General features: G+C 63.6%; 21 protein-coding genes. 11 read left to right on the forward strand and 10 right to left on the reverse strand.

From position 1 onward, the window contains the following. Positions 1–99: 99 nt before the first annotated feature. Positions 100–684: an ACP phosphodiesterase gene (locus TZ03_RS13910; protein WP_051098463.1), complete on the reverse strand. Its 585-nt coding sequence runs from the start codon at positions 682–684 to the stop codon at positions 100–102. A gap of 150 nt (positions 685–834) precedes the next feature. On the opposite strand from TZ03_RS13910, the gene TZ03_RS13915 reads away from it, so the two are divergent. Next, the gene (locus tag TZ03_RS13915) at positions 835–1,137 is read left to right on the forward strand and encodes an ArsR/SmtB family transcription factor (RefSeq protein WP_051098465.1); all 303 of its coding nucleotides are present in this window, start codon (positions 835–837) and stop codon (positions 1,135–1,137) included. 17 nt (positions 1,138–1,154) lie between these two features. Beyond that, positions 1,155–2,204, forward strand: a complete 1,050-nt coding sequence (locus TZ03_RS13920; protein WP_051098466.1) for an alkene reductase — start codon at positions 1,155–1,157, stop codon at positions 2,202–2,204. Positions 2,205–2,311: 107 nt separating this feature from the next. Here the strand turns inward: TZ03_RS13920 and TZ03_RS13925 are convergent, their stop codons facing one another. The 3 genes from TZ03_RS13925 to TZ03_RS13935 form a co-directional block, all read right to left on the reverse strand. Then, positions 2,312–3,181 (reverse strand): hypothetical protein, encoded by an 870-nt coding sequence (locus tag TZ03_RS13925; protein ID WP_051098469.1) that lies wholly within the window; start codon positions 3,179–3,181, stop codon positions 2,312–2,314. Between the two features lie 87 nt (positions 3,182–3,268). Further along, positions 3,269–4,264: an NAD-dependent epimerase/dehydratase family protein gene (locus tag TZ03_RS13930; protein WP_051098471.1), complete on the reverse strand. Its 996-nt coding sequence runs from the start codon at positions 4,262–4,264 to the stop codon at positions 3,269–3,271. A gap of 49 nt (positions 4,265–4,313) precedes the next feature. Further along, on the reverse strand, positions 4,314–5,204 hold the full coding sequence (locus tag TZ03_RS13935; protein WP_051098473.1) for a LysR family transcriptional regulator ArgP: 891 nt from the start codon (positions 5,202–5,204) through the stop codon (positions 4,314–4,316). Between the two features lie 104 nt (positions 5,205–5,308). Between TZ03_RS13935 and TZ03_RS13940 the strand changes: the two genes are divergently transcribed. From TZ03_RS13940 to TZ03_RS13980, 9 genes are all read left to right on the forward strand, one after another. Next, positions 5,309–5,908 (forward strand): LysE/ArgO family amino acid transporter, encoded by a 600-nt coding sequence (locus TZ03_RS13940; RefSeq protein ID WP_051098475.1) that lies wholly within the window; start codon positions 5,309–5,311, stop codon positions 5,906–5,908. Between the two features lie 309 nt (positions 5,909–6,217). Continuing rightward, positions 6,218–6,814: a superoxide dismutase gene (locus tag TZ03_RS13945; protein ID WP_003255187.1), complete on the forward strand. Its 597-nt coding sequence runs from the start codon at positions 6,218–6,220 to the stop codon at positions 6,812–6,814. A 269-nt stretch (positions 6,815–7,083) separates the two neighbouring features. Continuing rightward, a complete protein-coding gene (locus TZ03_RS13950; RefSeq protein WP_051098478.1) occupies positions 7,084–9,135 on the forward strand; it encodes a putative bifunctional diguanylate cyclase/phosphodiesterase in 2,052 nt (683 codons plus the stop codon). Positions 9,136–9,295: 160 nt separating this feature from the next. After that, positions 9,296–10,630, forward strand: a complete 1,335-nt coding sequence (locus tag TZ03_RS13955) for an imelysin family protein (protein WP_051098479.1) — start codon at positions 9,296–9,298, stop codon at positions 10,628–10,630. A 277-nt stretch (positions 10,631–10,907) separates the two neighbouring features. Next, positions 10,908–12,335: a di-heme oxidoredictase family protein gene (locus tag TZ03_RS13960; RefSeq protein WP_051098481.1), complete on the forward strand. Its 1,428-nt coding sequence runs from the start codon at positions 10,908–10,910 to the stop codon at positions 12,333–12,335. Positions 12,336–12,353: 18 nt separating this feature from the next. Beyond that, positions 12,354–13,418 (forward strand): imelysin family protein, encoded by a 1,065-nt coding sequence (locus tag TZ03_RS13965; protein ID WP_051098483.1) that lies wholly within the window; start codon positions 12,354–12,356, stop codon positions 13,416–13,418. 2 nt (positions 13,419–13,420) lie between these two features. Next, positions 13,421–14,518: a DUF1513 domain-containing protein gene (locus tag TZ03_RS13970; RefSeq protein WP_051098485.1), complete on the forward strand. Its 1,098-nt coding sequence runs from the start codon at positions 13,421–13,423 to the stop codon at positions 14,516–14,518. A 234-nt stretch (positions 14,519–14,752) separates the two neighbouring features. Then, positions 14,753–15,877, forward strand: coding sequence for an efflux RND transporter periplasmic adaptor subunit (locus TZ03_RS13975; protein ID WP_051098487.1), 1,125 nt, complete (start codon positions 14,753–14,755; stop codon positions 15,875–15,877). A gap of 12 nt (positions 15,878–15,889) precedes the next feature. Beyond that, complete coding sequence (locus TZ03_RS13980; protein ID WP_051098489.1) at positions 15,890–18,934, forward strand: multidrug efflux RND transporter permease subunit; 3,045 nt, start codon at positions 15,890–15,892, stop codon at positions 18,932–18,934. Positions 18,935–19,102: 168 nt separating this feature from the next. On the opposite strand, the gene TZ03_RS13985 is transcribed toward TZ03_RS13980, so the two are convergent. From TZ03_RS13985 to groL, 6 genes are all read right to left on the reverse strand, one after another. After that, entirely contained in the window at positions 19,103–19,336 is a 234-nt protein-coding gene (locus tag TZ03_RS13985; RefSeq protein ID WP_051098491.1) for a hypothetical protein, read from the reverse strand. Continuing rightward, positions 19,336–20,034 (reverse strand): lipopolysaccharide kinase InaA family protein, encoded by a 699-nt coding sequence (locus tag TZ03_RS13990; RefSeq protein WP_051098493.1) that lies wholly within the window; start codon positions 20,032–20,034, stop codon positions 19,336–19,338. Before TZ03_RS13990 ends, TZ03_RS13985 begins: the two co-directional genes overlap by 1 nt. 6 nt (positions 20,035–20,040) lie before the next feature. Continuing rightward, positions 20,041–20,721: a class I SAM-dependent methyltransferase gene (locus TZ03_RS13995; protein ID WP_051098495.1), complete on the reverse strand. Its 681-nt coding sequence runs from the start codon at positions 20,719–20,721 to the stop codon at positions 20,041–20,043. A 107-nt stretch (positions 20,722–20,828) separates the two neighbouring features. Continuing rightward, complete coding sequence (locus TZ03_RS14000) at positions 20,829–22,139, reverse strand: sensor histidine kinase (RefSeq protein WP_051098497.1); 1,311 nt, start codon at positions 22,137–22,139, stop codon at positions 20,829–20,831. Continuing rightward, complete coding sequence (gene colR / locus TZ03_RS14005; protein WP_047933189.1) at positions 22,129–22,812, reverse strand: two-component system response regulator ColR; 684 nt, start codon at positions 22,810–22,812, stop codon at positions 22,129–22,131. The genes TZ03_RS14000 and colR overlap by 11 nt, the downstream gene beginning before the upstream one ends. A gap of 347 nt (positions 22,813–23,159) precedes the next feature. Next, positions 23,160–24,800, reverse strand: a complete 1,641-nt coding sequence (groL, locus tag TZ03_RS14010; protein ID WP_051098499.1) for a chaperonin GroEL — start codon at positions 24,798–24,800, stop codon at positions 23,160–23,162. Positions 24,801–24,832 lie beyond the last annotated feature (32 nt).

The raw sequence follows: 24,832 nt of genomic DNA on the forward strand, positions 1-24,832 counted from the left end.
CTCTTCGCGGGCTTGCCCGCTCCCACCTCGACCGTACAGCCCTCAAGCCTTGTGCAGTACCTGTGGGAGCGGGCAAGCCCGCGAAAAACCAACACAGGATTAACTGTCAGACATCCGCCCCGCCGCCGCAAAGGCCTGCAACTGCGGGTAAAACTCACGAAAGTCAGCCATCAGCGGCTCATACAGCCGCTCCAGCTCGCCCATCACCCCAACCACCCCCTCCGGCCGCGACAGCCGCCGGGCAATGCCATTGAACACCTGCTCCAGCATGGCGAAATCGCCATATGCCCCGAGCCAGTCATCAGCCGCCATGAACGGCGCAATCCGCGCCAGCCGCCCCGGCAACTCCGGCTCGGCCAGCAGTACCCGGTAAACGTCCCCAGTGAACTGCGCCAACGGCTGCTCGGCATAGTCCAGCCAATGCCGCGCCAGGCAATGGTCGAAGAACACATCCAGGACAATGCCGGCAAAACGCCGCCGCTCGCGCGGAAAGCGTGCCAGCGCCGCCAGCACCAATGGGTGCTGGTCGGTGTAGCTGTCGATATGCCGGTGCAGCCGGATGGCCGCCTCCAGCGCAGGCGGAAAGCGCCCTTCCAGCGAGCCTTTGACAAAGTCGCCATACAGGCTGCCAAGCAGTTGTTGCGGCGCCGGCCCGCCAAGGTGCAAGTGTGCGAGGTAGTTCATCAGCGCAGTCTAGCACCGCTCACCAGCATATCGTTATAACGCGATATAGCGATTCGTGCTCAGCTCAGAACCTCTTCATATTTGTATATCGAGACTTGGCGATTTACATTTCGTCCTATCGCGATATACCGCTACAACGAGCCTCAACCCATGCCTCTCGATCTCGACGAAATCATAAAAGCGCTGGCCCACCCGGTCAGGCGAGAAATCCTCAGCTGGCTGAAGGACCCGGCAGCGCAATTCCCCGACCAGTACCACAGCACCGAAAACGGTGTGTGTGCCGGGCAGATCGACCAACGCTGCGGCCTGTCGCAGTCCACCGTCTCCGCCCACCTGGCCACCTTGCAACGCGCCGGGCTCATCAGCAGCCAGAAGATCGGCCAATGGCACTTCTTCAAACGCAACGAAGCCACTATCCAGGCGTTCCTCGAACAACTGCGCCAAGCGCTCTGAACAGGCAGGTAACCGTCATGACCACACTTTTCGATCCACTCACACTGGGCGACCTGCAACTGCCCAACCGCATCATCATGGCCCCGCTCACCCGCTGCCGCGCCGACGACGGCCGCGTGCCCAATGCCCTGATGGCCGAATACTACGTGCAACGCGCCAGCGCCGGGCTGATCCTCAGCGAGGCGACCTCGGTCAGCGCCATGGGCGTCGGCTACCCGGATACCCCCGGCATCTGGAACGATGAGCAGGTGCGTGGCTGGACCAATGTCACCAAGGCCGTCCATGCCGCAGGCGGGCGCATCTTCCTGCAACTGTGGCATGTTGGCCGTATCTCCCACCCCAGCTACCTGAATGGCGAGCTACCGGTAGCCCCCAGCGCGATCCAGGCCAAGGGCCATGTGAGCCTGGTGCGCCCGCTCAGTGACTACCCCACCCCGCGCGCGCTGGAAACCGAAGAAATCATCGACATCGTCGAGGCCTACCGCAGCGGTGCCGAGAATGCCAAGGCCGCCGGTTTCGATGGTGTGGAAATCCACGGCGCCAACGGCTACCTGCTCGACCAGTTCCTGCAAAGCAGCACCAACCAGCGCACCGACCGCTACGGCGGTTCGCTGGAAAACCGTGCGCGCCTGCTGCTGGAAGTGACCGATGCGGCCATCGACGTGTGGGGGGCGAACCGTGTAGGTGTGCATCTGGCACCGCGTGCCGATGCCCACGACATGGGCGACGCCGACCGCGCCGAAACCTTCACCTATGTGGCCCGCGAACTGGGCAAGCGCGGCATCGCCTTCATCTGCTCGCGGGAGCGCGAAGCCGATGACAGCATCGGCCCGCTGATCAAAGAGGCATTCGGTGGTCCGTACATCGTCAACGAGCGCTTCGACAAGGCCAGTGCCAATGCAGCCCTGGCCAGTGGCAAGGCCGATGCGGTGGCGTTTGGCGTGCCGTTCATCGCCAACCCTGACCTGCCGGCGCGGCTGGCGGCGGATGCGCCTTTGAACGAGGCGCGACCAGAGACCTTCTATGCCAAGGGGCCGGTGGGTTACATCGATTATCCGCGGTTGTGATTGATGGCCATTCGCGGGCACGCCCGCTCCCACAGGTTCAGCGCCAAGCTCGAAGGCTGTGTTGACCCTGTGGGAGCGGGCGTGCCCGCGAAGAAGCTCAGGTGATCTCAGGGCCGGGCGTTGATCTGCTGTTGCAGGTTCTGGATCTGGCTCTGCAAGGTATTCAGGTTGCGGGTCATCTGCGCGCGGAAGGCATCGAACTCCTGCACTGAAGCACCACTAGCCGACGCCGCAGCCGGGCGGTTGTCGATCTGGCTCTTGAGCACGACCATGTCCTGCTCCAGGCTCTGGATCGCCGCGCTCGGGTTACCCTGTTTCTTCAGTGCGGCCACGTCGCTGCCCAGGCTCTTGAGCTGGCTATCCAGCTTGCCACCATCCACCTGTGCGGCCTTCAGTGCAGCAACCTGCTCGTTCAAGCCCTTCAACTGGGCATCCAGCTTGCCGCCATCGACCTGGCCCGAGCGCAACGCAGCCAGTTCGCCATTCACCAGCTTCAACTGCGCCTGCAACTGGGTCTGCAGCTCGGTCACGGCCTTTTGCTGTTCACGGGTATCGGCCAGCACTTGCTCCAGGCGCTTGCCCAGGTCGCCAGTCTGCCCGGCCACGCCTTGCTGCAATTGGCGAAGCTGCAGTTTCAGCGCTTCGCTGCCGGTGGTGGCGTTGGACTCGCTGGCCGCCACTTTGCCGCTGATCGCCTGCAAGCGCCCGGCAGCCTCTTCGCTGATGCGGGCAAAGCTTTCCTGGGTCGCCACCAGTTGCTGCTCCATCAGCGAGATCTGCTGGAAGCTCCACCAGCCCAGCCCCGCCAAGGCGATGAACGAGGCCCCGAGCAATGCCCACAGCGGCGCCGTACTGGCGCCACGGGCGGCTTTCTGGCGGCTGCGCACAACGTGTGCCGGTATCAGTTCGTCATCATCGACGGTGCCGGCCCGCAAGGTAGGCACCTCATCGTAGTCATCATGAGCATGGTTACGCATGGATACATTCAACCGCAGTAGTCGCAAAGAGGCACGAGTATAAACCGCAAGCGCGACGTGTAGATGAGCATTGTCAGCCCGGCAGCTTCACTGCCCCGGCGGCAGGTGCTTCCACCAGGCACAGAATTCATCCAGCGCCGTCCACAAGCTGACCTTGGGCTGGTAGTCCAGGTACTGCCGGGCACGGCTGATATCCAGGGTGAAATCACGGCTCATCACCTGCATGCCCAGGCGCGACAGGGTCGGTTGCGGGCGCCCTGGCCACAGCATGCAGGCCGCCTCGTTCAGCGCCGCCAGGCTGTAGGCCAGGCCGTAGGCGCGATAGCGGGTCACCTGCGGCAACTGCATCTGGCGCATCACATAGTTGACCACATCCCACAGCGGCAGCGGCTGGCCGTTGCTGATGTTGTAGGCCTGGCCCAGTGCCCGGTCGTCGGCGAACAGGGCGCTGAGCAGCGCCTCGTTGAGGTTGTGCACGCTGGTAAAGTCGACTTTGTTCAGGCCGTTGCCGATGATCGACACGCGGCCTTTGCGCTGCATCTGCATCAGCCGCGGGAAGATGCTGGCATCGCCGGCGCCGGTGACGAAGCGCGGGCGCAACGCCAGCACTTCGAGGCCGAACTCCTGGGCGCCGAACACTTTCTGCTCGGCCAGGTGCTTGGTTTGCCCGTAATGGTCGTGGAAGCGGCGCGGCACCTGGTCTTCACGGATGTCCAGGCGCGAGCGGCCATTGAAGTAGATCGACGGCGACGACAGGTGCACCAGGCGCCGCACGTGTTCCTTCAGGCAGCCCTCGACCACGTTCTCGGTGAGCACCACATTGCCTTGGTAGAAGTCCTGATAGCGCCCCCAGTTGCCCACGGCGCCAGCGCAATGCACCACCGCCTCGACGCCCTGGCACAGGCGGCGGGCCAGGTCGGCATCGCCCAGGTCGCCGGGGATGAACTGGGCACCGCGCTTGACCAGGTGCTCGACACCTTCGGCACGGCGGCCGCTGACCCGCACGTCCAGGCCCTGCTCCAGGGCAAAGCGCGCAAAGCGCCCGCCAATGAAGCCGCTCGCGCCAGTGACCAGAATTCGCATGTAAGACTCCGTCTTGCCAGATTTCAGATGCAACTGACGCCAGCCGTGGCTACAAGGGCACCAGCCATTGCCGTGCGGTGTGCCGCAGGTGGTCGGTCAGTTGCGCGAGCAGTTGCCCGCCATTGCGCCAATGATGCCAGTACAGCGGCACATCGATGGGGGTATCGCTGCAGATTTCCACCAACTGCCCGCTGGCCAGTTGCTCACGAGCCTGCAGTTCGGGCACCAGGCCCCAGCCCAGACCGGCTTCGGTCATGCGCAGGAAACCTTCGGACGACGGGCACAGGTGGTGCAGGAAACCGTCCTCGATGCCCAGCGATGCCAGGTAGCGGTGTTGCAGGAAATCATCCGGCCCGTAGACGATCGCCGGGGTACGCGCCAGGCGGCTGGCCACGAAACCCTGCGGGAAATGCCGCGCCATGAACCCCGGGCTGGCCAGCGCCCGGTAGCGCATGGCCCCCAACGGCAGGCTGCGCGCCCCGGCCACCGGCCGTTCGCTGCCGCACAGGCAGGCCGCCACTTCGCCCGCACGCATGCGCTTCAGGCCCACCTCCTGGTCTTCCACCACCAGGTCGGTCAGCACGTTCTGCTGCGCGCAGAAGCTGCCCACCGCGCCTGCCCACCACGTGGCCAGGCTGTCGGCGTTGAGGGCGATGCGCAGGCGCTCCGGCATGCCCTCCTCGTCCAGCGCTGGCACCTGGCGCTGCAGGTCGCGTTCGAGCAGGCGCACCTGCTGCACATGGTTGAGCAACTGGCGGCCGACTTCGGTCGGGCTCGGCGGTGTGGCACGCACCAGCACCGGCTGGCCGACCCGGGCCTCAAGCAATTTGATGCGCTGGGAGATGGCCGATTGCGACAAGCCCAGCACCTGCGCCGCACGCTCGAAACCACCCTGTTCGATCACCGCCGCGAGGGCGGCCAGCAGCTTGTAGTCGAACATCGATTTTCCTAATGACGGATCAGCTTTATTTGTTTTTCTTATACAGCGGCGTTCATCACAATGGCCAGCATCTTTTACGGCAATTCATTTTTGGAGCGCGCGCCATGTGGCAAAGCTATCTCAACGGCATGCTGGTGGCCTTCGGCCTGATCATGGCCATCGGCGCCCAGAACGCCTTCGTCCTCGCCCAAAGCCTGCGCCGCGAGCATCACCTGCCGGTGGCGGCGTTGTGCATCATCTGTGACGCCATCCTGGTGGCTGCCGGGGTGTTCGGGCTGGCTACCGTGCTGGCGCACAACCCGACCTTGCTGGCAGTCGCCCGCTGGGGCGGTGCGGTGTTCCTGATCTGGTACGGCGCCAAGGCGTTGCGCAGCGCCTGTTCGAAACAAAGCCTGCAACATCAGCAGGGCCAGGGCACACGCTCGCGCCGTGCCGTGCTGCTGAGTGCCTTGGCGGTGACCCTGCTGAACCCGCACGTGTATCTCGACACGGTGCTGCTGATCGGCTCGCTGGGCGCCCAGCAGACCGAGCCTGGTGCTTACGTGGCCGGGGCCGCTAGTGCTTCGCTGCTGTGGTTCTCGACTTTGGCGATCGGCGCGGCCTGGCTGGCACCATGGCTGGCACGGCCGGCGACCTGGCGCATGCTCGACCTGATGGTGGCGGTGATGATGTTCGCGGTGGCAGCGCAGTTGATCTTCAACTGACCTCAAGGGCCTCATCGCCGGCAAGCCGGCTCCCACAGGCATATCACCAGGCCTGAGGTCGGTGCTATCCCTGTGGGAGCCGGCTTGCCGGCGATGAGGCCCTGGCAGGCAAAACCCGAGACCACCGGTCGGCATCGCCCAACCGCTCTGGAACCTCTATTCCCTATCTTTGTTGCGTGGTTATGCGCCGGGCCCGGTGCTATGATCCAGCCCTTGCGTCGCAAAGAGTACAAACTCGCCGACGCTTATCGGGCCGCCCGTGATCGGCCTTGCGCAAACCGCAAACAGACCTGAATCAGGAGATCCACCATGGCTTTTGAATTGCCGCCGCTGCCGTACGCCCACGATGCCCTGCAGCCGCACATCTCCAAGGAAACCCTGGAGTATCACCACGACAAGCACCACAACACCTATGTCGTGAACCTGAACAACCTGGTCCCAGGCACCGAATTCGAAGGCAAGACCCTGGAAGAGATCGTCAAGAGCTCTTCGGGCGGTATCTTCAACAACGCCGCTCAAGTCTGGAACCACACCTTCTACTGGAACTGCCTGTCGCCAAACGGCGGCGGCCAGCCGACCGGTGCCCTGGCTGACGCCATCAACGCCGCTTTCGGTTCCTTCGACAAGTTCAAGGAAGAGTTCACCAAGACTTCGGTTGGCACCTTCGGTTCCGGCTGGGGCTGGCTGGTGAAGAAAGCTGACGGTTCCCTGGCCCTGGCCAGCACCATCGGCGCCGGCTGCCCGCTGACCAGCGGCGACACCCCGCTGCTGACCTGCGACGTCTGGGAACACGCCTACTACATCGACTACCGCAACCTGCGTCCGAAGTACGTCGAGGCGTTCTGGAACCTGGTCAACTGGGCCTTCGTTGCCGAACAGTTCGAAGGCAAGACCTTCAAGGCCTGATTGATTCAGCCTTGAACGAAGAACCCGGCCATGTGCCGGGTTTTTTTATACCTGTGCCCGCGAAGAAACCAGCACGGATTTCACTATCAACCAACCTGCAAATGCTTGCTCAGCCAGCATAGCGCGCTAACATCAAACGTCTGGAAGATTGATATAGCGCATTCAAGTTGCGGGGTCAGGCAACCGATACACTGCTCATGGTCGACCGATAGTGTATCGTCATCGTTGATGGCAAAATGATGCCATGCGCATGGATTAAGGAAACCCCATTGAAGCTGGAATTGCGGAACAGCTTGTCGGTCAAGTTGCTGAGGGTCGTGCTGCTGTCGGCGCTGGCGGTCGGCGTCGTGCTCAGCTGTGCGCAAATCATCTACGACACCTACAAGACTCGCCAGACCGTGAACAACGATGCCCAGCGCATCCTCGACATGTTCCGTGACCCCTCGACCCAGGCGGTGTACAGCCTCGACCGCGAAATGGGCATGCAAGTGATGGAAGGCCTGTTCCAGGACGAATCGGTACGCATGGCCTCCATCGGCCACCCCAACGAAACCATGCTGGCAGAAAAGTCCCGCCCACTGCGGGACACATCCATGCGTTGGCTGACCGACCTGATCCTTGGCCAGGAACGCACCTACACCACGCAACTGGTCGGCCGCGGCCCCTACAGCGAATACTACGGCGACCTGAGCATAACCCTCGATACCTCGTCCTACGGCGAGGGGTTCCTGATCAACGCGGTGATCATCTTCATTTCCGGCGTGCTGCGGGCCATGGCCATGGGCCTGGTGCTGTACCTGGTCTACCACTGGCTACTGACCAAACCGCTGTCGAAAATCATCGAGCATCTCACCCAGATCAACCCCGACCGTCCCAGCCAGCACCAGATCCCACTGCTCAAGGGCCACGAGAAGAACGAGCTGGGCTTGTGGGTCAACACTGCCAACCAGTTGCTGGCGTCGATCGAGCGCAATACCCACCTGCGCCACGAAGCCGAAAACAGCCTGCAACGCATGGCCCAATACGACTTTCTCACCGGCCTGCCCAACCGCCAGCAACTGCAGCAGCAACTGGACAAGATCCTCGTCGACGGCGGCCGCCTGCAACACCGTGTGGCGGTGCTATGCGTGGGCCTGGACGACTTCAAGGGCATCAACGAACAGTTCAGCTACCAGGTCGGCGACCAGCTGCTGCTGGCCCTGGCGGACCGCCTGCGTGCCCATAGCGGCCGCCTGGGTGCCCTGGCGCGGTTGGGCGGTGACCAGTTCGCCCTGGTGCAGGCCAATATCGAACAGCCCTACGAGGCGGCCGAACTGGCGCAGAGCATCCTCGACGACCTGGAAGTGCCGTTCGACCTCGACCACCAGCAGATCCGCCTGCGCGCCACCATCGGCATCACCCTGTTCCCCGAAGACGGCGACAGCACCGAGAAACTGCTGCAAAAGGCCGAACAGACCATGACCCTGGCCAAGGCCCGTTCGCGCAACCGCTACCAGTTCTACATCGCCAGCGTCGACAGCGAGATGCGCCGCCGCCGCGAGCTGGAAAAGGACCTGCGCGAAGCCCTGCCGCGCAACCAGCTGTACCTGGTGTACCAGCCACAGATCAGCTACCGCGATCACCGCGTGGTCGGCGTCGAGGCGCTGCTGCGCTGGCAGCACCCGGAGCTGGGCATGGTGCCGCCGGACCAGTTCATCCCGTTGGCCGAACAGAACGGCAGCATCATCAGCATCGGCGAATGGGTGCTCGACCAGGCCTGCCGGCAATTGCGCGAATGGCACGACCTGGGCTTCAGCGACCTGCGCATGGCGGTCAACCTGTCTACCGTGCAGCTGCACCACAGCGAACTGCCGCGGGTGGTCAACAACCTGCTGCAGGCCTACCGCCTGCCACCACGCAGCCTGGAGCTGGAAGTCACCGAGACCGGCCTGATGGAAGACATCAGCACCGCCGCCCAGCACCTGCTGAGCCTGCGCCGCTCCGGGGCATTGATTGCCATCGACGACTTCGGCACCGGCTATTCGTCGCTCAGCTACCTGAAATCGCTGCCGCTGGACAAGATCAAAATCGACAAGAGTTTCGTCCAGGACCTGCTCGACGACGATGACGACGCCACCATCGTTCGCGCCATCATCCAGCTGGGCAAGAGCCTGGGGATGCAGGTGATCGCCGAAGGCGTGGAAACCGCCGAACAGGAAACCTACATCGTCGCCCAGGGCTGCCACGAGGGCCAGGGCTACCACTACAGCAAACCGCTGTCGGCCCGCGAGCTGACCAGTTTCCTCAAGCAGGCGCAGCGCAATCAGGTTTCGATGCTCTGAGCCTGCCCCGGCGGTTACCGGCAGTGAAGTGCATTTACATGAATTGCGCGCCAGCCCCCTTTACAGCAAATGCAAATCTTTCGCATGATGTTGCGGTTTCGCGTGCCACGGCGCACGGTCAACCCCCTTGGTCCAACCACACGACGCAGGAAAACCAATAATGATTCGAATGCCTCTGGCCTCCGCCAGTCTGCTGGCCATTGCCATCGCCCTCGCCGGTTGCGGTGAAGGCAAGGACGACAAGGCCGCCGCGCCGCAAGCCCAGGCACCCGCTGCCGCCAGCACCGCCGCCGCGCCCGGGGCTGTCGACGAAGCCGCCGGCAAGGCCGTGGTCAAGCATTACGCCGAGCTGGTCTACGCCGTGTACAGCGATTCGCTGAGCACCGCCAAGACCCTGCAGAGCGCCATCGACGCGTTCCTGGCCACGCCCAACGACGAAACCCTGAAGGCCGCCAAGGAAGCCTGGTTCGCCTCGCGCGTACCGTACCTGCAGAGCGAAGTCTTCCGCTTCGGCAACACCATCATCGACGACTGGGAAGGCCAGGTGAACGCCTGGCCCCTGGACGAAGGCCTGATCGACTACGTCGACAAGAGCTACGAACACGCCCTGGGCAACCCGGCGGCCAACGCCAACATCATCGCCAACACCGAGATCCAGGTGGGCGAAGAGAAGGTCGACGTCAAGAACATCACCCCCGAGAAACTGGCCAGCCTGAACGAGCTGGGCGGTTCCGAAGCCAACGTCGCCACCGGCTACCACGCCATCGAGTTCCTGCTCTGGGGCCAGGACCTGAACGGCACCGGCCCAGGCGCAGGCAACCGCCCGGCGTCGGACTACCTGGAAGGCCAGGGCGCCACTGGCGGCCACAACGACCGCCGCCGTGCCTACCTGAAAGCGGTCACCGACCTGCTGGTCAAGGACCTCGAAGAGATGGTCGGCAACTGGGCGCCGAACGTCGCCGACAACTACCGCGCCAAGCTGGAAGCCGAGCCGGCCAACGACGGCCTGCGCAAGATGCTGTTCGGCATGGGCAGCCTGTCGCTGGGCGAACTGGCCGGCGAGCGCATGAAGGTTTCGCTGGAAGCCAACTCGCCGGAAGACGAGCACGACTGCTTCAGCGACAACACCCACTACTCGCACTTCTACGACGCCAAGGGCATCCGCAACGTCTACCTGGGCGAGTACACCCGTCCGGACGGCAGCAAGGTGACCGGCCCGAGCCTGTCGTCGCTGGTGGCCAAGGTCGACCCGGCCACCGATGCCACCCTCAAGGCCGATTTGGAAGCCACCGAAGCCAAGATCCAGGTAATCGTCGACCACGCCCTCAAAGGCGAGCACTACGACCAGCTGATCGCCGCCGACAACGCCGCCGGCAACCAGATCGTGCGTGACGCCATCGCCTCGCTGGTCAAGCAGACCGGTGCGATCGAGCAGGCTGCAGGCAAGCTGGGCATTGCCAACCTGAACCCGGATACCGCGGATCACGAGTTCTGATCCTGCTGTAGCGGTTCTGAAAGAGGCGGCCTTCGGGTCGCCTTTTTTGCTTCTGGCGCTATCGCCGGCAAGCCAGCTCCCACAGGTATAGCACTGGCTTCAGGGCCTGAGCTTTACCTGTGGGAGCTGGCTTGCCGGCGATAGGGCCGGAACAGGCCAACACAGGCCATGGCCAACTGACACCGATTTCATCCAGCAATTGCAAATTGCTCTTATTCAAACTCCCCCACCCTGCTAAGCTTGCACGCCGGTTTTTCGTCCACGCCCAGGATTTTGCATGTCCTCGTCGCTGTCCCGACTCCCCCTTCTGCTGCTGGCCTTGGCCCTCGCCGCCTGTGACGACGCCCCGCGTTTCACCCAGGCCGAGCCCGGCGAAGCCTTGTCGGCTGGCAAGGCGACCGTGCAGCGCAGCGACCGCAATGCCTATTCCCTGCCCTCGGCCAACCTCTCGCCCGAGCGGCGCCTGGACTTCGCCGTGGGCAACAGCTTCTTCCGCAACCCCTGGGTGATTGCCCCGTCCACCACCACCGCGCGTGACGGCCTGGGCCCGCTGTTCAACACCAACGCCTGCCAGAACTGCCACGTGCGCGACGGCCGCGGCCACCCGCCAGAGCCGGGCGACAGCAACGCGGTGGGCATGCTGGTGCGCCTGTCGATTCCCGACCAGCCCTACCTGGCCAAGGTGATCGAGCGCCTCGGCGTGGTGCCCGAGCCGGTGTACGGCACCCAGCTGCAGGACATGGCCATCCCCGGCGTGACGCCCGAAGGCAAGGTACGGGTGAGCTACACCAGCCAGACCGTGTCGTTCAAGGACGGCCACCAGGTCGAACTGCGCAAGCCGGCCCTGCAGATCACCCAGCTCGGCTATGGCGTGATGCACCCCGACACGCGTTTTTCAGCACGGGTGGCACCGCCGATGATCGGCCTGGGCCTGCTCGAAGCCATCCCTGAGGCCGACCTGCTGGCCAACGAAGACCCCGACGACCGCAACCGCGACGGCATCCGCGGGCGGGCCAACCGGGTCTGGGACGATGCCCTGGGCAAGACCGTGGTCGGTCGCTTCGGCTGGAAGGCCGGGCAGCCCAACGTCAACCAGCAGAATGTGCATGCCTTTGCCGGCGACATGGGCCTGACCACCACCTTGCAGCCCAACGACGACTGCACGCCGGCCCAGGCCGACTGCCTGGCCGCGCCCAACGGCGACGGCGCCGATGACGAGAAGGAAGTCAGCGACAACATCCTGCGCCTGGTCACTTTCTATACCCGCAACCTTGCCGTGCCGGCCCGCCGCGACGTAGGTTCGCCACAGGTACTGGCGGGCAAGAACCTGTTCTACCAGGCAGGCTGCCAGGGTTGCCACACACCTCAGTTCACCACCGCCGCCGATGCCGGCGAGCCGGAGCTGGCCAATCAGCTGATCCGCCCCTACAGCGACCTGCTGCTGCATGACATGGGCCCGGGCCTGGCCGACGAACGCACCGAATTCGCCGCCAACGGCCAAGACTGGCGCACCCCGCCATTGTGGGGCATCGGCCTTAGCGAAACGGTCAGTGGCCACAGCCAGTTCCTACACGACGGCCGCGCCCGCAACCTGCTCGAAGCCGTGCTCTGGCATGGCGGCGAGGCCGAGGCGGCACGCAACTTCGTACTCACTTTCGATGCCGAGCAGCGCACCGCGCTGCTGGCCTTCCTGAACTCACTTTAAAAGCGCAAGGAGCCGGGCATGTTCCGACCCAAACTGTTGTTCACCAGCCTCGCCGCACTCGCCCTCGGCGCCTGCTCGCCGCAGGACCCGCAAGCAGTCACCTCCGCCGCCATCGCCAAGCAGGTGATCCTGCCCACCTACAGCCGCTGGGTCGAAGCCGACCGCACGCTGGCTGCCAGCGCCCTGGCCTACTGCGAAGGCAAGGAAACCCTGGACAAGGCCCGTGCCGACTTCCTCAACGCGCAAAAGGCCTGGGCCGAGCTGCAACCGCTGCTGGTAGGCCCGCTGGCCGAAGGCAACCGCGCTTGGCAGGTACAGTTCTGGCCCGACAAGAAGAACCTGGTCGGGCGCCAGGTCGAGCAGTTGGTCAACGGCGACAAGCCGGTCGATGTCGCGGCTCTGGGCAAGGCCAGCGTAGTGGTACGTGGCCTGTCGGCCTACGAGTACATCCTCTTCGACAGCAAGCCCGATATCGCCACTGCAGAGCAGAAAGCCCGCTACTGCCCGCTGCTGGTGGCCATCGGCGAACACCAGAAGGCCCTGGCCGAGGAGATCCTCAAGGGCTGGAACAGCACCGACGGCATGCTCTCGCAGATGACCAAGTTCCCCAACCAGCGCTACGCCGACTCCCATGAGGCCATCGCCGACCTGCTGCGCGCCCAGGTCACCGCCCTGGACACCCTGAAGAAAAAGCTCGGTGCACCGATGGGCCGCCAGAGCAAAGGCATCCCGCAGCCACTGCAGGCCGAAGCCTGGCGTAGCCACAATTCGATGAACAGCCTGCAAGCCAGCCTCAAGGCCGCCCAGGCAGTGTGGGTCGGGGTCGACAACCAGGGCCTGCGCGGCCTGCTGCCCAGCGATCAGACAGCCCTGGCAGACAAGATCGACGACGCCTACGCTACCTCGCTCAAACTGCTGGCCGACAACCAAAAGACCCTGGACGAGTTGCTGGCCGACGACGCCGGCCAACAGGCCCTCAACCAGATCTACGACAGCCTCAACGTCGTCCACCGCCTGCACGAAGGCGAGCTGGCCAAGGCGTTGAACATCCAGCTGGGCTTCAATGCCAACGACGGTGACTGATCATGTTGCGACGCCAGGCCCTCAAACTCGGTAGCGTATTGCTCAGCGCCCTGACCCTGGGCGGCTGGAGCCTGTTCCGCAACAAAAGCAGCGAACCCCTGCTGCTCTCGGCGCGTGACGACGGCGACGGCAAGCACTACGCCGTCGGTTTCCGCCTGGACGGCACCCAGGTGTTCAGCACCCAGGTCGCCCAGCGTTGCCATGCCATCATTCACCACCCCGAGCTACCAGTCGCCCTGTTCGTCGCCCGCCGCCCCGGTACCGAGAGCTACCTGGTCGACCTGCGCGACGGGCGCCTGCTGCAGACCGTTGCCTCGCAACCGAACCGGCACTTCTACGGCCACGCGGTCATTCACAAAGGTGGCGAATGGCTGTATGCCACCGAGAACGACACCACCGACCCGGGGCGTGGCGTGCTCGGCGTGTACCGCTTCGAAGGCGAGCGCCTGGTGCACACCGGCGAGATCCCGACCCACGGCATTGGCCCGCACGAAGTGGCCTGGCTACCGGACGGCGAAACGCTGATCGTGGCCAACGGTGGTATCCGTACCGAAGCCGAAAGCCGGGTGGAGATGAACCTCGACGCCATGGAGCCGAGCCTGGTGCTGATGCAGCGTGACGGCACCCTGCTGAGCAAGGAAACCCTGGCCCAGCAGATGAACAGCGTGCGCCACCTGGCGGTGGGCAGCGATGGCACCATCGCCGCTTGCCAGCAGTTCATGGGCGATGCCGATGAAACCGCCGAGCTGCTGGCGATCAAGCGCCCGGGCGAGCCGTTCAAGGCGTTCCCGGTGCCGGAGCGGCAGTTGCAGGCCATGGCCCAGTACACCGCCAGCGTCGCCATCCACAGCGAACTGCGGCTGGTAGCGCTGACCGCGCCCCGTGCCAACCGTTTGTTCGTCTGGGACCTGGACAGTGGCGCGGTGCGGCTGGATGCACCGATGCCCGACTGCGCGGGGGTTGGCGCGGTGAAGGACGGCTTTGTCGTCACCTCCGGGCAAGGCCGTTGCCGCTTCTATGATTGCCGCAAGGCCGAGCTGGTCGGGCAGCCGATGAACCTGCCGTCCGGTTTCTGGGACAACCACCTGCATCTGGTCTGATTTTTCTGCTGCCTGCACCGGCCCTATCGCCGGCAAGCCAGCTCCCACAGGTACACCACAGGCCCCGAGACCAGTAGTGTACCTGTGGGAGCTGGCTTGCCGGCGATAGGGCCGGTGCAGGCAATTCACTCCCCTTCCCCGAAAAACAGTCAATACTTCCCCCATCCACACGTGGGCAGGATCGCCCGTTGTCGTGTCCAAGCGAATAACAACCGTATCCAAGGAACCGGACCTATGCTGCGCCGCCGCATGCTCATCATGTTGGCCGTGGTTCTGCTGATCGTGCTGGCCCTGGGGGGCTACAAATTCTTCTCGATCTACCAGCAGATCCAGGTGTTCACTGCCCCCAAGCCGCCCATCACCGTGGCGGCTGCCCTGGCCGAACAGCGCCAGTGGCAACAGCGCCTGCCTGCCGTCGGTAGCCTCAAGGCGTTGCAGGGCGTGGAGCTGAGCCTGGAGGTGGAAGGCATCGTCAAGGCCCTGTACTTCGACTCCGGGCAAAAGGTGAAAGCCGGGCAACTGTTGCTGCGGCTCAACGACGACCAGGAGACCGCACTGCTCGGCACCGCCCAGGCTGACCTGGGCCTGGCCAAGGTCGACTTCGGCCGGGGTAGCCAACTGGTTGGCGATTCGGCCATCTCCCGTGGTGAGTTCGACCGCCTCAACGCCCAGTACCTGCGCAACAAAGCAGTGGTCGAGCAACTCAAGGCGTCGAAGACCAAGAAGAGCATCAGCGCGCCATTCAGCGGCACCATCGGCATCCGCCAGGTGGACGTCGGCGATTACCTGGCTGCCGGCAGCGTGATCGCCACCCTGCAGGACCTGTCCAGCCTGTATGTCGACTTCAACGTGCCGGAACAAGCCCTGCCACACCTGAGCCTGGGCCAGCAGGTGCTGGTGCAAGTAGCCGCCTATCCGGGCCAGACCTTCCCTGCCAGCCTCAGCGCCATCAACCCCAAGGTCGAGGAAACCACGCGCAACCTGCTGGTGCGCGCCACCATGGCCAACCCGGACGGCAAACTGCTGCCCGGCATGTTCGCCAGCCTGCTGATCCTGCTGCCCGACCCGCAGCCGCAGGTGGTGGTGCCGGAAAGCGCCATCACCTACACCCTGTATGGCAACTCGGTATACGTCGCCACGCCGAAAAAGGACAAGGATGGCCAGCCGCAACTGACCGCCGAGCAACGCACCGTGCAGACTGGCGAGCGCCGCGACGGCGTGGTGGTGGTCAGCAAGGGCCTGCAGGCCGGGGAACAGGTGGTCACCGCCGGGCAACTCAAGCTCACCCCTGGCGCCGCGATCCGCATCGGCCAGGACAAAGCCCTCAAGCCCGAACAGGGCGCACCGGACAAGGACTGACAGGAGGCTGGCATGGCGTTCACCGACCCGTTCATCCGCCGCCCGGTGCTGGCCAGCGTGGTCAGCCTGCTGATCCTGCTGCTGGGTTTCCAGGCCTGGAACACGCTGCAGATCCGCCAGTACCCGCAAATGGAAAACGCCCTGATCACCGTGACCACCGCCTACCCCGGCGCCAACGCCGAGACCATCCAGGGCTACATCACCCAGCCGCTGCAGCAAAGCCTGGCCAGCGCCGAAGGCATCGACTACATGACCTCGGTGAGCCGGCAGAACTTCTCGATCATCTCCATCTATGCGCGCATCGGCGCCGACAGCGACCGGCTGTTCACCGAATTGCTGGCCAAGGCCAACGAGGTGCGCAACAAACTGCCCCAGGACTCCGAAGACCCGGTGTTGAGCAAGGAAGCCGCCGATGCCTCGGCGCTGATGTACATCAGCTTCTACAGCAAAGAGATGAGCAACCCACAGATCACCGACTACCTGTCCCGGGTGATCCAGCCCAAACTGGCCACCCTGCCGGGCATGGCCGAGGCGGAAATCCTCGGCAACCAGGTATTTGCCATGCGCATCTGGATCGACCCGGTGAAACTGGCCGGCTTCGGCCTGTCGGCCACCGACGTCACCACTGCCGTGCGCCGCTACAACTTCCTGTCTGCCGCCGGCGAAGTGAAGGGCGAATACGTGGTCACCAGCATCAACGCCAGCACCGAGCTGAAGTCGGCCGAGGCGTTCGCCGCCCTGCCGGTCAAGACCAGCGGCGACAGCCGCGTGCTGCTGGGCGATGTGGCAAGGGTCGAAATGGGCGCGGAAAACTACGACACGGTCAGCTCGTTCGACGGCACCCCCTCGGTATACATCGGCATCAAGGCCACCCCGGCCGCCAACCCGCTGGAAGTCATCAAGGAAGTGCGGCGCATCATGCCCGAGCTGGAAAGCCAGTTGCCCTCGGCGCTGAAGGTCTCGATCGCCTACGATGCCACGCTGTTCATCCAGGCCTCCATCGACGAAGTGATCAAGACCCTTGGTGAAGCGGTGCTGATCGTCATCGTGGTGGTGTTCCTGTTCCTCGGCGCCCTGCGTTCGGTACTGATCCCGGTGGTGACCATTCCCCTGTCGATGATCGGCGTGCTGTTCTTCATGCAGATGATGGGCTATTCGCTCAACCTGCTGACCCTGCTGGCCATGGTGCTGGCCATCGGCCTGGTGGTGGACGATGCCATTGTCGTAGTGGAGAACATCCACCGGCATATGGAAGAAGGCAAGTCGCCGTTCGATGCGGCCCTTGAAGGCGCCCGCGAAATCGCCATGCCGGTGATATCGATGACCATCACCCTGGCAGCGGTATATGCGCCAATAGGCTTCCTCACCGGGCTGACCGGCGCCTTGTTCAAGGAATTTGCCCTGACCCTGGCCGGCGCGGTGATCATTTCCGGCATCGTCGCCCTCACCCTGTCACCGATGATGTGCGCCCTGCTGCTGCGCCATGAGCAGAACCCCAGCGGCCTGGCCCATCGCCTGGACCTGTTGTTCGGGCGCCTGAAAGTGCGCTACCAGCGCCTACTGCACGCCACTCTGGACAGCCGGCCAGTGGTGCTGGTGTTTGCGCTGATCATCCTGTGCCTGATCCCGGTGCTGCTCAAGTTCACCCAGAACGAACTGGCGCCCAACGAAGACCAAGGGGTGATCTTCATGATGAGCAGTTCGCCACAGCCGGCCAACCTCGACTACCTCAACGCCTACACCGACGAGTTCACCCCGTTGTTCAAGGCCTTCCCGGAGTACTACTCGTCGTTCCAGATCAACGGTTTCAATGGCGTGCAAAGCGGCATCGGCGGCTTTTTGCTCAAGCCCTGGAGCGAGCGCGAGCGCACGCAGATGGAGCTGCTGCCGCTGGTGCAGGCCAAGCTCGAGGAAATCGCCGGCCTGCAGATCTTCGGCTTCAACCTGCCGTCGCTGCCCGGCACTGGCGAGGGCCTGCCGTTCCAGTTCGTGATCAATACCGCGGGTGACTACCCGGCGCTGCTGGATGTGGCCCAACGCATCAAGGCCCGCGCCCAGGAGTCGGGCAAGTTCGCCTTCCTCGACATCGACCTGGCCTTCGACAAGCCCGAGGTGGTAGTCGATATCGACCGGGCCAAGGCGGCGCAGATGGGGGTATCGATGGACACCCTGGGCGGCACCCTGGCGACCTTGCTGGGCGAGGCGGAAATCAACCGCTTCACCCTGGAAGGCCGCAGCTACAAGGTGATTGCCCAGGTCGAGCGGCCGTACCGCGACAACCCCGGCTGGCTGAACAACTACTACGTGAAGAACGACCAGGGCCAACTGCTGCCACTGTCGACCCTGATCACCCTCAGCGACCGCGCCCGCCCACGCCAGCTCAACCAGTTCCAGCAGTTGAACGCAGCGATCATCCAGGGCGTGCCCATGGTCAGCCTGGGCGAGGCGCTGCAGACGGTGCAGGACATCGCCCGCGAAGAAGCCCCGGAAGGCTTCGCCTTCGACTACGCCGGCGTGGCCCGCCAGTATGTGCAGGAAGGCAGCGCGTTGTGGGTCACCTTCGGCCTGGCGCTGGCGATCATCTTCCTGGTGCTGGCGGCGCAGTTCGAAAGCTTCCGCGACCCGTTGGTGATTCTGGTGACGGTACCCTTGTCGATCTGCGGCGCGCTGTTGCCGCTGTTCCTCGGCATATCGAGCATGAACATCTACACCCAGGTCGGGCTGGTGACGTTGATCGGGCTGATCAGCAAGCACGGTATCCTGATCGTCGAGTTCGCCAACCAGTTGCGCAAGGAACTGGGCCTGAGCGTGCGCGAGGCGATCGAGGAAGCGGCGGCCATTCGCCTGCGGCCGGTGCTGATGACCACGGCGGCAATGGTGTTCGGCATGGTGCCGTTGATTCTGGCGACCGGGGCGGGCGCGGTCAGCCGTTTTGACATCGGTACGGTGATTGCCACCGGGATGTCGATCGGGACGCTGTTTACCCTGTTTGTGCTGCCGTGTATCTACACCTTGCTGGCGCACAAGACGGTGGCCAAGGAGCCCGTTGAGGCCTGAACGGGCCTCTTCGCGGGCTTGCCCGCTCCCACAGGTATGGCACCCGTTTCGGAACCAGTGCAGTACCTGTGGGAGCGGGCAAGCCCGCGAAAAGGCCGGTGAGGCACATGCAAAAACGCCAGAGGCCCCGCGATTGCGGGGCCTCTGGCATTTCCCTCCACCCCAGCTTCAGCCAGACGGCCGCAAGCCCTGGCGCATGCCGAACAGGAACAGCAACAGGTCCTGGTCCGGCTCGACCTTGGCCTGCTGCTGCGGTTTAAGATCCCGCGGCAACGCACACTGGTCGGCCATCGCGGCCTTGCTGAACACCATTGGCCTCGGCTCTTCCCAGGCTGCCACCGCCACGGTGGTCACCGCCAGGCCAGCAATCAGGAATAAAGCTCGAGCTATTTCTAGTTTCATTACTCTAACCCTTTGACAGCGCTGCCAAACGCCATCTGGTAAAAGTAGAGCAGTGTTTGCCACTCCGCATCGTTCAACGACGAATGGCGGCGCAACTGGCGCAGGTCGTTACCCGCCGCGCGCTGGCAGCTGATGCGCCGCCGGCACTTCTCCAGGTCCAGCAGCGCCACTTCGACGCGGGCCTGCTCGCCCTCGCCGATCACCTTGATGAACACATGCTTGCCATACAGGCAGCCGTGCTGCCAATGCCCAAGGTGCATGCGCGCGAGGTTGTCCGCCAGGTCCTTGAGCATGCGCTCATGCACCACCTGTGGGTAGCGCTCACGGGCACCTTCGGCATGCCAGGTGTCGAGCTCGACGAAGCCGTCCAGCGCTTCGCTCACCAGCAGCGCACGCCACTGGTGGTCGGCATCGCGCTCGGCGCCACAGAAGACGATGCGCGGTACACGCACGCCCAGCTGCTCGAAGCTGTTCAGCGCATCGAGTTCACGCAGTACGGTGGGCCGCCCGAAAGGGTGTAGCAGGCTGCGGTAGATATGCCCGACCTGGCGCTTGGCGTACAGCAGCTTGCCATCGGCATCGTTGAGGCGTTGCACGCCACTCTCGCCACCGCGCCGCTGGTTAGGCTCCTCGACCCACTCGCCCTGCTGGCGCCAGTAAAAATCGAACCGCGACTCCCCTTTCTGGGCTACAGCCATCAAACACTACCCCTTACGCAACACATAGACCCGCCACATGGCATAGAACGGCAGGAAGTCGAGGCGCTCCTGGATTCTGAAGCCGGCGGCCGTGAATTCTTCTTCGACCGTATCGGCCGGTAACACGAAACGGTTCTGGTAATTGTCCTGCTCGGCCTTGGCGCTGCGGCGCTGCTCCAGCTTTTTCCGGCGCCAGGCCTTGAAGTTGCCATCCACCCACAGTGACAGGATCACACTATCACGGCTAACCCGTTGAAATTCCGAAAGAATGGCCTTTCTGTGCGGCGCTTCGCCAATGTGATGGAACAGGCGCATGCAGAAAATGCTGTCCACCGAATTGTCCGGCAGGTCGATGGCAAACGCCGAGGTTTGCAAGGGCCGTACCCGTGCCACCACCTCTGGCGGTTGCGCGGCACAGGCTGTCTCGATCATCGCCTCGGAGTTGTCAGCACCAATGATCACCCGGTTGGGTTTTTCTGCCAGCAGTGGCCAGAAGCGGCCGGCACCGCACGGCAGGTCAAGGACCAGGCCAGGCTCACCGGCCAATGCCAGGGCACGACGCGCCAGTTGCTCATCTCGCTTGTGGGATAGACGTCGCGCCAGGCCATCCTGGTGCTTGAGAAAGTACTCACGCGCATGTTGTTCGTCGTACTTCTCGGAAAATTCAAGCTTGATGGGGCTACGCATTGGGCATCTCCTGACTCCATTGCGCCCACCTTAGGTAATCAAGCGTTGGAATCAGGTCATGCCAATGTGAAAAAAGTGTTGCCCGCCACATCAGCCGTTACAGCACATTACTCGGGCAACGGCTCCAGCTCGCCCTTGGCCGCAGTGTTGCTCAGGTCCACCTGAAAACGGCAACCGTGCGGGAAGGTTGATGTGAGGGTGACATGCCAGCCCTGGTCGTCACAGATCCGCTGTACCAGCGACAAGCCCAACCCCAGGCCCTCGCCGCGCCGCTCGTCACCACGCACGAACGGCCGGAACATCGCCTCGCGCTGCTCTTCGGGGATCCCCACGCCACTGTCCTCCACGCTGAAGCCATTGGCTTCCAGGCTCAAACGGATGTAGCCACTGTCGGTGTAGTGCGCCGCATTGCGCAGCAGGTTGCCCATCACCGACTGCAGGAAGGTGGCGTTGTACAGCACCGGGCTGGCACTGACGCGTCCATCGAAATACAAGGCCAAGCCCTTCTGCTCGATGGTGTCGCGCCAGACACCGATGAGTTCGTCGGCCACTTCCCGCAGGGTCGCCCGGGATGCCACCGCGCCTTCGTCGCGCTGCGCCCGGGCCAGCATCAGGAACGTCTTGACCAGCTCACGCATTTCTTCCGTGGCCCGCGCCACGCGCTCCACCTGGCTGCGCGAGCGCGCGTCCAGCGTAGGGTTCTCCATCAGCAGCTCGCAGGAAGTGGCCAGCACCATCAAGGGCGTGCGCAGTTCGTGGCTGACGTCGCTGGTGAACAGCCGTTCGCGGGTCAACGCGTCGCGCAGGCGGCCCAGGGTGTCGTCGAAGGCCACCGCCAGTTGGCCGACTTCGTCCGCGGCATAGTCCGGCGCCAAGGGCGGGGCCAGGCCCAGCAATTGGTCGCGGTGGCGTACCTGGCGCGCCAGGCGGATCACCGGCGCCATCACCCGGCGCGCCACCAGCCAGCCGAGGATGACCGCCAGCACCAGGCTGAGCACGAAGCCCACCACCACCACCGCGAACAGCACGCGCTCGCGCTCTTCGAAGTCGCTCTGGTCCTGCAGCAGCACATAGTGGCGGCCATCGACGATCTCGACCATGGCGTGGTACGACAGCTGGTCGCGGAACACCTCGTGGAAGCCACGGTCGAGGTGGCGCAGGTCCTTGGGCAGCTCGAAGTCGTCACGCCCGCCGCTGAAGTAGAACAACTGGTCGGGGCGCGGCCGGTGGCTCCAGTCATTGACGCTGTCCATGCGCAGCAGGCGCTGCAGGTCACCGCCCAGCACCGAGGAAATCAGCCGCTCTTCGACCAGGTGCACGGTGGCGACGATGCCGAAGGCGAAGGCCCCGGCCACCAGCGCGCTCATCAGGGCAAAAGCGATGATGATGCGCTGGGCAAGGCTTTGCTTAAACTCCATCGCGGCCCTCGGCGAGGCGATAGCCGACGCCATGGACGGTATGCAACAGCGTTTTTTCGAACGGTTTGTCGATCACCTGGCGCAGCTGGTGCACATGGCTGCGCAGGCTGTCGCTGTCAGGGCAGTCGTCGCCCCACAGGGCTTCTTCCAGCACCTCACGGCGCAAGACATGTGGGCTTTTCTGCATCAGCACCGCCAGCAACTTGAGGCCGACCGGGTTGAGCTTGAGCAGCCGGCCCTGGCGGGTGACTTCCAGGGTATCGAGGTCATAGCTGAGGTCGGCCACCTGCAGGGTACGGCGCCCGCCGCCCTGGGCACGGCGCAGCACCGCTTCGATGCGTGCCGCCAGCTCCGACAGGGCGAACGGCTTGAGCAGGTAATCGTCGGCACCGGAGCGGAAACCTTGCAGACGGTCGTCCAACTGGTCACGAGCGGTGAGCATGATCACTGGCGTGTCGCGGCGGGCATCCTCGCGCAGACGCTTGCACAGGGTATAGCCATCGATCCCGGGCAGCATGATGTCGAGCACGATCAGGTCGTAGTGCTCGGTGGCAGCCAGGTGCAGGCCGGACAGGCCATCCTGGGCGCAGTCGACGGTGTAGCCCTTCATGCCCAGGTAATCGGCCAGGTTGGCCAGGATATCGCGGTTGTCTTCAACCAAAAGAATGCGCATCGGTTTCTCCTGTGCGGCGCTTCTCGCTGTAGTGCGCGGCAGGCGCAGCTTAAGGCCTATGCCCGCACGGTGCCAGCCCCAGGGAAAATTCACCGGACTTGACGGTTTTTTCACTGATCCTTCACGGGCTCGATCTCACACACGCTGAAGATGCCGCGGCGAGCACTGATAACCCTGATACCATTGCCAGAAACCATAGAATTTCCCAGAGGCTTATGCGATCCCTGTGGGAGCGGCCTTGTGTCGCGATGGGCTGCACAGCAGCCCCAATGGCCATCATAGAAAAACGAAAAAGCCCCGGCTCTCACGAACCGGGGCTTTTTCATGGTGCAGGGGGTAAGGCTGGCTTACATCATGCCGCCCATGCCACCCATACCGCCCATGTCAGGCATGCCAGCAGCTGGCTTGTCTTCCGGCAGGTCGGCAACCATGGCTTCGGTGGTGATCATCAGACCGCCGATCGAAGCAGCAGCTTGCAGCGCCGAACGGGTGACCTTGGCTGGGTCCAAGATGCCCATCTCGATCATGTCGCCGTATTCGCCGGTAGCGGCGTTGTAACCGTAGTTGCCCGAACCTTGCTTGACCTTGTCAGCAACCACGCTCGGCTCGTCGCCGGCGTTGGCAGTGATCTGGCGCAGCGGCGCTTCGACAGCACGACGCAGCAGAGCGATACCGACGTTCTGGTCTTCGTTGTCGCCTTTCAGGTCAGCGATGGCCGCCAGGGCGCGAACCAGGGCAACACCACCGCCAGGCACCACGCCTTCTTCAACGGCTGCACGGGTAGCGTGCAGGGCGTCTTCAACGCGGGCTTTCTTCTCTTTCATTTCAACTTCGGTGCCGGCACCGACCTTGATCACGGCAACACCGCCAGCCAGCTTGGCCAGACGCTCTTGCAGCTTCTCACGGTCGTAGTCCGAGGAAGTTTCTTCGATCTGGGCACGGATCTGCTTCACGCGTGCTTCGATCTCGGTGTCAGCGCCAGCACCATCGATGATGGTGGTGTTTTCCTTGGACAGGATCACGCGCTTGGCGTTACCCAGGTGCTCCAGGGTAGCGGTTTCCAGGGACAGGCCGATTTCTTCGGAGATGACCTGGCCGCCAGTCAGAACGGCGATGTCCTGCAGCATGGCCTTGCGGCGGTCGCCGAAGCCCGGTGCCTTGACCGCGGCAACCTTGACGATGCCGCGCATGTTGTTGACTACCAGGGTAGCCAGCGCTTCGCCTTCGACGTCCTCGGCAACGATCAGCAGTGGGCGGCCGGCCTTGGCAACGGCTTCCAGCACTGGCAGCAGCTCGCGGATGTTGGAGATCTTCTTGTCGACCAGCAGCAGCAGCGGGCCTTCCAGCTCGGCAACCATGGTGTCCGGCTTGTTGACGAAGTACGGCGACAGGTAGCCACGGTCGAACTGCATGCCCTCTACGACGGACAGTTCGTTTTCCAGGCCCGAGCCTTCTTCAACGGTGATCACGCCTTCTTTACCGACTTTTTCCATGGCTTCGGCGATGATTTCACCGATGGAGTTGTCGGAGTTGGCGGAGATGGTACCTACCTGGGCGATGGCCTTGGAATCGGCGCACGGCTTGGACAGGTTCTTCAGCTCGGCGACAACGGCAGCGGTGGCCTTGTCGATGCCGCGCTTCAGGTCCATCGGGTTCATGCCGGCAGCGACGGCTTTCAGGCCTTCGTTGACGATGGCCTGAGCCAGGACGGTAGCGGTGGTGGTGCCGTCGCCGGCAGCGTCGTTGGCCTTGGAAGCGACTTCCTTGACCAGCTGGGCGCCCATGTTTTCGAAGGCGTCTTTCAGCTCGATTTCTTTAGCGACGGAAACGCCGTCCTTGGTGATGGTCGGCGCGCCGAAGCTCTTGGCCAGGACCACGTTGCGGCCTTTCGGGCCGAGGGTCGCTTTTACCGCGTCAGCCAGAACGTTGACACCAACCAGCATTTTCTTACGAGCGGAATCGCCGAATTTTACGTCTTTAGCAGCCATGATCGTTTAATCCTTGGAATTCTTTGGAGTAA

This window comes from Pseudomonas sp. 10-1B (assembly GCF_000935045.1).
Taxonomy (GTDB): domain Bacteria; phylum Pseudomonadota; class Gammaproteobacteria; order Pseudomonadales; family Pseudomonadaceae; genus Aquipseudomonas.

What these genes read in the sequence shown, in the direction of transcription:
- TZ03_RS13930 (WP_051098471.1), bottom strand. Translation starts at nt 4,264, where the DNA reads ATGCGAATTCTGGTCACTGGCGCGAGCGGCTTCATTGGCGGGCGCTTT.
- TZ03_RS13990 (WP_051098493.1), bottom strand. Translation starts at nt 20,034, where the DNA reads ATGGCTGTAGCCCAGAAAGGGGAGTCGCGGTTCGATTTTTACTGGCGC.
- TZ03_RS13960 (WP_051098481.1), top strand. Translation starts at nt 10,908, where the DNA reads ATGTCCTCGTCGCTGTCCCGACTCCCCCTTCTGCTGCTGGCCTTGGCC.
- TZ03_RS13985 (WP_051098491.1), bottom strand. Translation starts at nt 19,336, where the DNA reads ATGAAACTAGAAATAGCTCGAGCTTTATTCCTGATTGCTGGCCTGGCG.
- TZ03_RS13995 (WP_051098495.1), bottom strand. Translation starts at nt 20,721, where the DNA reads ATGCGTAGCCCCATCAAGCTTGAATTTTCCGAGAAGTACGACGAACAA.
- TZ03_RS13975 (WP_051098487.1), top strand. Translation starts at nt 14,753, where the DNA reads ATGCTGCGCCGCCGCATGCTCATCATGTTGGCCGTGGTTCTGCTGATC.
- TZ03_RS13980 (WP_051098489.1), top strand. Translation starts at nt 15,890, where the DNA reads ATGGCGTTCACCGACCCGTTCATCCGCCGCCCGGTGCTGGCCAGCGTG.
- colR (WP_047933189.1), bottom strand. Translation starts at nt 22,812, where the DNA reads ATGCGCATTCTTTTGGTTGAAGACAACCGCGATATCCTGGCCAACCTG.
- TZ03_RS13955 (WP_051098479.1), top strand. Translation starts at nt 9,296, where the DNA reads ATGATTCGAATGCCTCTGGCCTCCGCCAGTCTGCTGGCCATTGCCATC.
- TZ03_RS13910 (WP_051098463.1), bottom strand. Translation starts at nt 684, where the DNA reads ATGAACTACCTCGCACACTTGCACCTTGGCGGGCCGGCGCCGCAACAA.
- TZ03_RS13925 (WP_051098469.1), bottom strand. Translation starts at nt 3,181, where the DNA reads ATGCGTAACCATGCTCATGATGACTACGATGAGGTGCCTACCTTGCGG.
- TZ03_RS13965 (WP_051098483.1), top strand. Translation starts at nt 12,354, where the DNA reads ATGTTCCGACCCAAACTGTTGTTCACCAGCCTCGCCGCACTCGCCCTC.
- TZ03_RS13945 (WP_003255187.1), top strand. Translation starts at nt 6,218, where the DNA reads ATGGCTTTTGAATTGCCGCCGCTGCCGTACGCCCACGATGCCCTGCAG.
- TZ03_RS13915 (WP_051098465.1), top strand. Translation starts at nt 835, where the DNA reads ATGCCTCTCGATCTCGACGAAATCATAAAAGCGCTGGCCCACCCGGTC.
- TZ03_RS13970 (WP_051098485.1), top strand. Translation starts at nt 13,421, where the DNA reads ATGTTGCGACGCCAGGCCCTCAAACTCGGTAGCGTATTGCTCAGCGCC.
- TZ03_RS13920 (WP_051098466.1), top strand. Translation starts at nt 1,155, where the DNA reads ATGACCACACTTTTCGATCCACTCACACTGGGCGACCTGCAACTGCCC.
- groL (WP_051098499.1), bottom strand. Translation starts at nt 24,800, where the DNA reads ATGGCTGCTAAAGACGTAAAATTCGGCGATTCCGCTCGTAAGAAAATG.
- TZ03_RS13935 (WP_051098473.1), bottom strand. Translation starts at nt 5,204, where the DNA reads ATGTTCGACTACAAGCTGCTGGCCGCCCTCGCGGCGGTGATCGAACAG.
- TZ03_RS14000 (WP_051098497.1), bottom strand. Translation starts at nt 22,139, where the DNA reads ATGGAGTTTAAGCAAAGCCTTGCCCAGCGCATCATCATCGCTTTTGCC.
- TZ03_RS13940 (WP_051098475.1), top strand. Translation starts at nt 5,309, where the DNA reads ATGTGGCAAAGCTATCTCAACGGCATGCTGGTGGCCTTCGGCCTGATC.